Annotated in this window: 8 protein-coding genes; 6 read left to right on the plus strand and 2 right to left on the minus strand. The window is 68.8% G+C overall.

All coding sequences use genetic code 11. The features are described from left to right. The 6 genes from HTZ82_RS09960 to pknB form a co-directional block, all read left to right on the plus strand. Positions 1-370 (plus strand): FHA domain-containing protein (locus HTZ82_RS09960; protein ID WP_175408956.1); only part of this gene is annotated, 370 nt, incomplete at its 5' end. A gap of 10 nt (positions 371-380) precedes the next feature. After that, a complete protein-coding gene (locus tag HTZ82_RS09965) occupies positions 381-875 on the plus strand; it encodes an FHA domain-containing protein (protein WP_175408957.1) in 495 nt (164 codons plus the stop codon). Positions 876-1,001: 126 nt separating this feature from the next. Further along, entirely contained in the window at positions 1,002-2,519 is a 1,518-nt protein-coding gene (locus HTZ82_RS09970) for a Stp1/IreP family PP2C-type Ser/Thr phosphatase (protein WP_175408958.1), read from the plus strand. A 29-nt stretch (positions 2,520-2,548) separates the two neighbouring features. Next, positions 2,549-3,991, plus strand: a complete 1,443-nt coding sequence (locus HTZ82_RS09975; RefSeq protein WP_175408959.1) for an FtsW/RodA/SpoVE family cell cycle protein — start codon at positions 2,549-2,551, stop codon at positions 3,989-3,991. Further along, complete coding sequence (locus HTZ82_RS09980; protein WP_175408960.1) at positions 3,988-5,448, plus strand: penicillin-binding protein 2; 1,461 nt, start codon at positions 3,988-3,990, stop codon at positions 5,446-5,448. The genes HTZ82_RS09975 and HTZ82_RS09980 overlap by 4 nt, the downstream gene beginning before the upstream one ends. A 156-nt stretch (positions 5,449-5,604) precedes the next feature. After that, the gene (pknB, locus tag HTZ82_RS09985; protein WP_175408961.1) at positions 5,605-7,671 is read left to right on the plus strand and encodes a Stk1 family PASTA domain-containing Ser/Thr kinase; all 2,067 of its coding nucleotides are present in this window, start codon (positions 5,605-5,607) and stop codon (positions 7,669-7,671) included. Between the two features lie 128 nt (positions 7,672-7,799). Here the strand turns inward: pknB and HTZ82_RS09990 are convergent, their stop codons facing one another. Next, the gene (locus tag HTZ82_RS09990; RefSeq protein ID WP_175408962.1) at positions 7,800-8,483 is read right to left on the minus strand and encodes a class E sortase; all 684 of its coding nucleotides are present in this window, start codon (positions 8,481-8,483) and stop codon (positions 7,800-7,802) included. Positions 8,484-8,513: 30 nt separating this feature from the next. Beyond that, the coding region (locus tag HTZ82_RS09995) for a class E sortase (protein ID WP_175408963.1) at positions 8,514-9,200 on the minus strand (687 nt) is incomplete at its 5' end.

Genomic DNA, 9,200 nt, shown 5'->3' on the forward strand with positions numbered 1-9,200 from the left:
AGGGCCGGGCGCACACGGAGTCCCTGGAGCCCCCGCCACGCACCGCCCCGCGGGCCCCACGGGCGCCCCGGGGCACGCACCCGGCGGCCCCGTGCGCCGCTGGATCGAGATCAACGGCACCCGCCACCAGATCTCCCGTCCCACGCTCGTACTGGGCCGCAGCACCGACGCCGACGTGCGGATCGACGACCCCGGCGTATCGCGCCGCCACTGCGAGATCCGGACCGGAACGCCCTCGACGATCCAGGATCTCGGGTCCACCAACGGCATCGTGGTGGACGGGCAGCACACCACCCGCGCTACGCTCCGCGACGGCTCGCGGATCGTCGTGGGCAGTACCACCATCGTTTTCCGGCAAGCCGAAGGGTGAAGCGGGGGCAATGTCAGAGCTGACCCTCACGGTCATGCGGTTGGGTTTCCTCGCCGTACTGTGGCTGTTCGTCATCGTGGCCGTCCAGGTCATCCGCAGCGACCTGTTCGGCACGCGGGTCACCCAGCGCGGTTCACGCCGCGAGGGCGCCCGCGCCGACCGGCAGACCGGGCGCCAGAGCGCGCCGCCCCAGCAGCGCCAGCGCCGTGGCGCCCCGACCAAGCTGGTCGTCTCCGAGGGCACCCTCACCGGCACCACGGTCGCGCTCCAGGGCCAGACCATCACGCTCGGCCGCGCGCACGACTCCACGATCGTGCTGGACGACGACTACGCCTCCAGCCGGCATGCCAGGATCTACCCGGACCGTGACGGCCAGTGGATCGTCGAGGATCTCGGGTCCACCAACGGCACGTATCTCGACCGGACCCGGCTCACCACCCCGACCCCCATTCCGCTGGGCGCACCGATTCGCATCGGCAAGACCGTCATCGAGCTGCGGAAGTAGTACGACAATGAGCGAGCGGAGCGAGCGAGTCCCAGCGGTCCCAGGAGACCGCACGGGGCTCCCGACCGGAGGGTGGGCAGTGTGGCTCGAGACCGGCTGTACCCCGAGCCGACGGGTGAGGTGCGCATGAGTCTGTCACTGCGCTTCGCCGCCGGGTCGCACAAAGGCATGATCCGCGAGGGCAACGAGGACTCCGGTTACGCCGGCCCGCGGCTGCTGGCGATCGCCGACGGCATGGGCGGCCAGGCCGCCGGCGAAGTCGCCTCCTCCGAGGTGATCTCCACCCTCGTCACGCTCGACGACGACGTCCCCGGCTCCGACATCCTCACCTCGCTCGGTACGGCGGTGCAGCGCGCCAACGACCAGCTGCGCATGATGGTCGAGGAGGACCCGCAGCTCGAGGGCATGGGCACCACCCTCACCGCCCTCCTCTGGACCGGCCAGCGGCTCGGTCTCGTCCATGTCGGCGACTCCCGCGCCTACCTCCTCCGCGACGGCGTCCTGACGCAGATCACGCAGGACCACACCTGGGTGCAGCGGCTCGTCGACGAGGGCCGGATCACCGAGGAGGAGGCCACCACCCACCCGCAGCGCTCCCTCCTGATGCGCGCGCTGGGCAGCGGCGACCACGTCGAACCGGACCTGTCCATCCGGGAGGTCCGCGCGGGCGACCGCTACCTCATCTGCTCCGACGGTCTGTCGGGCGTCGTCTCGCACCAGACGATGGAGGAGACCCTCGCCAGCTACCAGGGCCCGCAGGAGACCGTCCAGGAGCTCATCCAGCTCGCGCTGCGTGGCGGCGGCCCCGACAACATCACGGTGATCGTCGCCGACGTCCTCGACGTCGACGGCGGCGACACCCTCGCCGGCCAGCTCAACGACACCCCGGTCGTCGTCGGCGCGGTCGCCGAGAGCCAGCCGCAGCTCAACGACGGCGGCGCCATGCAGACACCCGCCGGCCGCGCCTCCGGCCTCGGCCGCCAAGCCCCGCAGGCGCCCCGCGCGGGCAACGGCGGCGCCTTCGGCCCGCCCGGCAGCGGCGACGACCTCGGCTACGCCGGGATGCCGCCCGAGGGCAGCTTCGACACGTACCGTTCCGCGGACCTCGACAAGCCGCGCACCGGCCGCAAGTGGTTCAAGCGGATCTTCTTCACGCTGCTGATCCTCGCCCTCATCGGCGGCGGGGCCTACGGCGGCTACCGCTGGACGCAGACCCAGTACTTCGTCGGCGCCAACAACGGCCATGTCGCGCTCTACCGGGGCATCAGCCAGGACCTGGCGTGGGTCTCGCTGTCGGAGGTCGAGAAGGACCACCCCGACATCGAACTCAAGTACCTCCCCGCCTACTACCAGAAGCAGGTCGAGGAGACGATCGCCGGCGGCAGCCTGGCCAAGGCCGAGGCCAAGATCAAGGAGCTGGGCGTCCAGGCCAGCGCCTGCCGGAAGCAGGAGCAGCTCCGCGAGGCCGCCGACCGGGCCGGCGCCACGCCGCCGCCCGCCGCGGAGCCGACCGACGGCGCCACGGGCGCCGCGGGCACCACCAAGCCCACGCCGTCGACCACGCCCACCGCAGCCTCTCCCTCCCCGGGCCCCACCCTCTCGGCGGACGAGAAGAGGGCGGCCTCGAACTGCGGCAAGCAGTAAGCAACCCGTAGGGGGGCCTTTTCACCACCATGAGCGTTGTCACCAATACGACCACCATCGGCGCGATCGACGCGCCGAGCCGCCGCAACACCGAACTGCTGCTGCTCGCGTTCGCCGTCGCGATCCCTGTCTTCGCGTATCTGAACGTGGGTCTCGCCGTCGACGGCGAGGTCCCGGCCGGCATGCTCGGCTACGGCGTCGGCCTCGGCCTGCTGGCCGGCATCGCGCATCTGCTGATGCGGCGCTTCGCCAAGTACGCGGACCCGCTGCTGCTGCCCCTGGCGACGCTGCTCAACGGCATGGGGCTGGTGCTGATCTGGCGCCTCGACCAGTCGCCGCGGCTGATCTCGCAGTCCATGCGACTGTACGGCAGCTTCAGCGGCGACGCCCCCAAGCAGCTGATGTACTCCGCCATCGGCGTGGCGATGTTCCTCCTGGTGCTGCTGTTCCTGAAGGACCACCGCGTTCTCCAGCGCTACACGTACATCTCCATGGCCGCGGCGATCGTCCTGCTCCTGCTGCCCCTCGTCCCGGGACTCGGCGCGGACGTCTTCGGCGCCAAGATCTGGATCAGAGTCGGCCCGTTCTCCATCCAGCCCGGCGAGTTCGCCAAGATCGTGCTCGCGGTCTTCTTCTCCGGCTACCTGATGGTGAAGCGCGACGCGCTCGCCCTGGCCAGCCGCCGCTTCATGGGGCTCTACCTGCCCCGAGGCCGCGACCTCGGCCCGATCCTCACCATCTGGGCGCTCAGCCTGCTCATCCTGGTCTTCGAGAACGACCTCGGTACGTCACTGCTGTTCTTCGGCATGTTCGTGATCATGCTGTACGTGGCGACCGAGCGGACGAGCTGGATCGTCATGGGTCTGCTCATGGCCGTCGGCGGCGCGGTGGCCGTCGGCTCGTTCGCCGGCCACGTACAGTCCCGCGTGGCCGCGTGGCTGGATCCCTTCGAGTGCCTGAAGACGGCCCCTGAGGGCTCCAACATGGCTTACGCCTGCGACCAGATGACCCAGGTCCTCATGTCGTTCGGCTCCGGCGGCACCATCGGCACCGGACTCGGCCAGGGCAATTCCGACCTCATCAACTTCGCCGCCAACTCCGACTTCATCTTCGCCACCGTCGGCGAGGAACTCGGCCTGGCCGGCGTCATGGCGTTCCTCCTCCTCTACGGCCTGATCGTCGAGCGCGGACTGCGCACGGCGCTGGCGGCACGCGACCCGTTCGGCAAGCTCCTCGCGTGCGGCCTCTCCGGCGCCTTCGCGCTCCAGGTCTTCGTCGTCGCCGGCGGTGTGATGGGCCTCATCCCGCTGACCGGTATGACCATGCCGTTCCTCGCGTACGGCGGCTCCTCCGTGATCGCCAACTGGGCGCTCATCGCGATCCTGCTGCGCATCAGCGACACCGCGCGCCGCCCGGCTCCCTCCCCCGCACCCAACCCCGACGCCGAGATGACCCAGGTGGTCCGACCGTGAACAAGCCCCTGCGCCATATCGCGATCTTCTGCGGCCTCCTGGTGCTCGCGCTGCTTCTGCGGGACAACTGGATCCAGTTCGTACGGAGCGACGAGCTGAACGCGCATCCGCGCAACAAGCGCGTCACCATCGAGCGGTACGCGTCCATCCGCGGCGACATCATCGTCGGGGACACGCCGATCACCGGCTCCGTCGACTCGAAGGACCCGCTCTACAAGTACAAGCGGACCTATGTGAACGGCCCCATGTGGGCGCCGGTCACCGGCTACGCCTCGCAGGCCTTCGACGCCAACCAGCTGGAGAAGCTGCACGACACCATCCTCACCGGCAACGACGACCGGCTGTTCTTCGACCGCACGCTCTCGATGTTCACGGGCGAGACGAAGAAGGGCGGCAACGTCGTCACGACGCTCAACGCCGCCGCGCAGGAGGCCGCCTTCAAGGGCCTCGGTGACAAGAAGGGCGCCGTCGCGGCCATCGACCCGCAGACCGGCAAGATCCTCGCGCTGGCCTCCACCCCGTCGTACGACCCGTCCTCCTTCGCCGGCTACTCCGCCAAGGACGGCAAGGCGTGGAACGAGCTGGAGAAGGACAAGGACAAGCCGAAGCTCAACCGCGCGCTGCGCGAGATCTACCCGCCAGGCTCGACGTTCAAGGTGGTGACGGCCGCCGCGGCGATCGAGAACGGCAAGGTCACCGACATCAACGCGCCGACGGACACCCCGGAGCCGTACAAGATCCCGCTGTCGACCAAGCCGATGGTCAACCACGCGCGGGGCTGCGAGAACGCCACCCTCGTGTACGCCATGCAGTGGTCCTGCAACTCCGTGTTCGCGAAGCTCGGTGACGAGGTCGGCCGCGACAAGATGGTCGAGATGGCGGAGAAGTTCGGCTTCAACAACCCGGAGATCGACACCCCGGTCCGCGCCGCCGCCTCCGTCTACGACAAGAACATGGACCGCGGCGGAAACGCCCTGTCCTCCATCGGCCAGTTCAACACGGCCACAACGCCCCTCCAGATGGCCATGGTCACGGCCGCCATCGCCAACGACGGCAAGCTGATGAAGCCGTACATGGTCGACCAGCTCGTGGCGCCGAACCTCGATGTGATCGAGAAGAACGAGCCGCAGGAGATGAGCCGGCCGATGTCGCCGGAGACCGCACAGCTCGTCCAGAAGATGATGGAGGTCACGGTCGAGGAGGGCACCGGCAAGAACGCCCGTATCAAGGACGTCACCGTCGGTGGCAAGACCGGTACGGCGCAGCACGGTGAGAAGAACAAGGCCCGCCCCTACGCGTGGTTCATCTCCTACGCGAAGACCGACAGCGGCTCGCCGGTCGCCGTCGCCGTGGTGGTCGAGGACTCGAACGCGACGCGCGACGACATCAGCGGTGGCGGCCTGGCCGCGCCGATCGCCCGCGATGTGATGAAGGCGGTACTCGACACCCGGCAGTGACGGTGTGGCCCCTGTGGTGCCTGTGTACCGGTCCCGTATCAGCTTGCGGTCGCGGCCTGATCAGCTTTCCGTGGCCGGTAGCCTGTGCCCGAACAGCACACCGCCGGACCACGGGGACGGTTGCGGTCGGGACTGACGGAGAGGGCTGGAACAGTTATGGAAGAGCCGCGTCGCCTCGGCGGCCGGTACGAGCTGGGCTCGGTGCTCGGCCGTGGTGGCATGGCCGAGGTCTACCTCGCCCACGACACCCGGCTCGGCCGCACCGTCGCCGTGAAGACGCTGCGGGCCGACCTCGCCCGTGACCCGTCCTTCCAGGCCCGGTTCCGCCGTGAGGCCCAGTCTGCCGCCTCGCTCAACCATCCGGCGATCGTCGCGGTGTACGACACCGGCGAGGACATGGTGTACGACAACGCCTCCGGCGGGGGCGCCGGGGTCTCCATCCCGTACATCGTGATGGAGTACGTCGACGGGTCGACCCTGCGTGAGCTGCTGCACTCCGGGCGCAAGCTGCTTCCCGAGCGCACGCTGGAGATGACCGTCGGCATCCTCCAGGCGCTGGAGTACTCGCACCGCGCCGGGATCGTGCACCGTGACATCAAGCCGGCGAACGTCATGCTGACGCGGACCGGTCAGGTCAAGGTCATGGACTTCGGCATCGCCCGGGCCATGGGCGACGCGGGCATGACCATGACGCAGACGGCGGCCGTGATCGGCACCGCCCAGTACCTCTCGCCGGAGCAGGCCAAGGGCGAGACCGTCGACGCCCGCTCCGACCTGTACTCCACCGGCTGCCTGCTGTACGAGCTGCTGACCGTCCGCCCGCCGTTCGTCGGCGACTCGCCGGTCGCGGTGGCCTACCAGCACGTACGGGAGGAGCCGCAGCCGCCCAGCGTCTTCGATCCCGAGATCACGCCCGAGATGGACGCGATCGTGCTGAAGGCCCTGGTCAAGGACCCGGACTACCGCTACCAGTCGGCCGACGAGATGCGCGCCGACATCGAGGCGTGCCTGGAGGGCCAGCCGGTCGCCGCGACCGCCGGCATGGGCGCGATGGGCGCCGCCGGCGGCTACGGCTATCCGCACCCGGACCAGCAGACCGCCGCGATGCACCAGGCGGACCCGGGCGCGCAGACGTCGATGCTGCCGCCCATGAACCCGGACGACGGCGGCTACGGCTACGACGACCGGGGCGCGGGACGCCGCCGCCAGCCGCAGAAGAAGTCCAGCCTGTCGACGGTCGTGCTGGTCCTTGCGGGCATTCTGGTGCTCGCGGGCGCCATCTTCATCGGCAAGGCGGTGTTCGGCTCCGAGGACGGCACACGTCAGGTCACGATCCCGAACTTCGTCGGCAAGACGTACGAGGACGCCGAGAGATCGGCGGTGAACACCGGTGTGACGGTCGTCAACGCGGGCTCGGAGCGCTGCGACCAGCCCAAGGGCTCGGTCTGCCGCCAGGACCCGGCCGCCAACGGCACGGCGAAGGTCGCCGAGGGCAGCACGATCCAGGTGTGGGTGTCCGAGGGCGCCCCGAAGGTCAAGGTGCCCGTGGTGCTGCAGCAGGACGAGGACCTGGCCAGCACCAACCTCAAGAACGAGGGCTTCAAGGTCAAGGTCGAGCGCGAGGAGTCCGACAAGCCCACGGGCACCGTCATCAAGCAGGATCCCGACGGCGGCTCCGAGGCGGAGAAGGGCACCGAGGTCACGATCACCATCGCGACCAAGAGCAAGGTGACCGTGCCTCCGGTGGTGGGCAGCCAGTTCGACGCGGCCAAGGCGCAGCTGGAGACCCTGGAGTTCCGGGTGCTGCGTGAGGACGTCGACTCGGAGAAGCCCGCCGGTGAGGTCATCGGCCAGGACCCGAAGGACGGCGAGCGCGTCGCGGAGGGCACGGCGATCACGCTGAAGGTCTCGAAGGGACCGCAGCAGCAACAGGTCGACGTTCCCCGGGTGACGCAGATGTTCCTGGGCCAGGCGAAGCAGATCGCGCAGCAGCAGGGCTTCCAGATCCAGGTCGAGGAAGGCCCGGACAACGACGCCGCCGTCGTCGTGGAGCAGGACCCGAAGCCTGGTAAGAAGGCGGACCCGAACAGCGTCATCAAGGTCAAGACCCAGCCGCTGGGCGGCGGTGGCGACCAGGGCGGCACCGGCGACGGGGACAACAACGACAACAGCGCCGGCTGGTTCGGCGGCACCAGCGGCACGGTCGTCCGCACCGAGGAGTGACCCACCGCACGGTGGCATGAGAACGGCCCGGCACCTCTGAGGGTGCCGGGCCGTTCGCGTTCCCGGTTCCTGGCGGAGCTGGCGGACCTGGCCGGACCTGGCCGGACCTGGGATGACCTGATGATGACCTAGCGGAGTTCCGCCGGCTTGGTGCGGTCCTTGTCGACCTTCTCCGTGCGCTCCAGTTCGCCCCACACGATGTAGCGGTAGTCGGAGGTCAGGATCGGGGTGCAGGTCGTGAGGGTGATGTAGCGGCCGGGCTTGGTCTTGCCGGACTGCTCGGGCACCGGCTGGAGGACCTCGACGTTGTACTTCGACGTCTGCGGAAGCGTCTTGTAGACCTTGTAGACGTACCAGGTGTCCTTGGTCTCGAAGACGATCGAGTCACCGAACTTGATCTTGTGGATGTTGTGGAACTTCGCGCCGTGCCCGTCGCGGTGGGCGGCCAGGGTGAAGTTGCCGCTCTTGTCCTGCGGGAGCGCGGACTTGATCGGGTCGGTGTAGTAGCCGGCGACGCCGTGGTTGAGGACGTCGTCACCGGTGCCCTTCTTGACCAGCACTTCGCCGTTGTTCATCGCCGGGACGTGCAGGAAGCCGATGCCGTCCTTGGTGTCCAGGGCACCGGGCCCGGTGTCCGTCTGGGCCCAGCTGTCGCGTATGGCGTCGCTCTGCTTGCCGGCCTCGCGGTCGGCCAGGACGTTGGTCCACCACAGCGAGTAGACGACGAACAGGCCCATCAGCACACCTGCGGTGATCAGCAGTTCGCCGAAGACACTGATGGCGCCGGCGATCCGGCTGCGGGCACGTCCCACTACATCTTCCCGTCTTGAGTTTCAGCGGTCTCAGGATGCGAGCGCGTCCGGTTCACCCTTGCTGCGCGGCCGTTCCTCGACCATCTTGCCCCACACGATCATCCGGTAGGTACTGGTGAACTCCGGGGTGCAGGTGGTCAGGGTGATGTACCGGCCGGGGGCGGTGAAGCCGGAGCCGTCAGGGATCGGCTTGAGCACCGAGATGTTCGACGGCGGGGTCTGCGGAAGGATACTCGCCATCTCGTAGACGTAGTACGTGTCCCGGGTCTCGACGACGATCGGGTCGCCGGGCCGGAGCTGGTTGATGTAGCGGAACGGCTCACCGTGGGTGTTGCGGTGTCCCGCGACCGCGAAGTTGCCCTGCTTGTCGGAGGGCATGGCGGTCTTGAGTGCGCCCTCCGCGTAGTGGCCGACCATGCCCTTGTCGAGGACGCCCTCCTTCTCGATGCCCTCGGCAACCGGCACGACGACGTCCAGCTGGGGGATGTGGAGGATCGCGAAGCCCTGGCCGGGCTCGAAGGCCTTGGGCGCGTTGTCACCCTTCGCCCAGTCCTCCGTGATGCGGTCCTTCGCTCTGTCGACCTCCAGGCCGGCCTGCACGTTCGTCCACCAGAGCTGGTAGGCGACGAAGAGCAGCATGAGCACGCCGAAGGTGATGAAGATCTCGCCGACGACCCGGCTGGCGATGACACCGAAGCCGTCCTTGGCCGCGCGGGC

Origin of the sequence: Streptomyces sp. TRM64462 (assembly GCF_013362995.1) — a bacterium.
Lineage (GTDB): Bacteria > Actinomycetota > Actinomycetes > Streptomycetales > Streptomycetaceae > Streptomyces.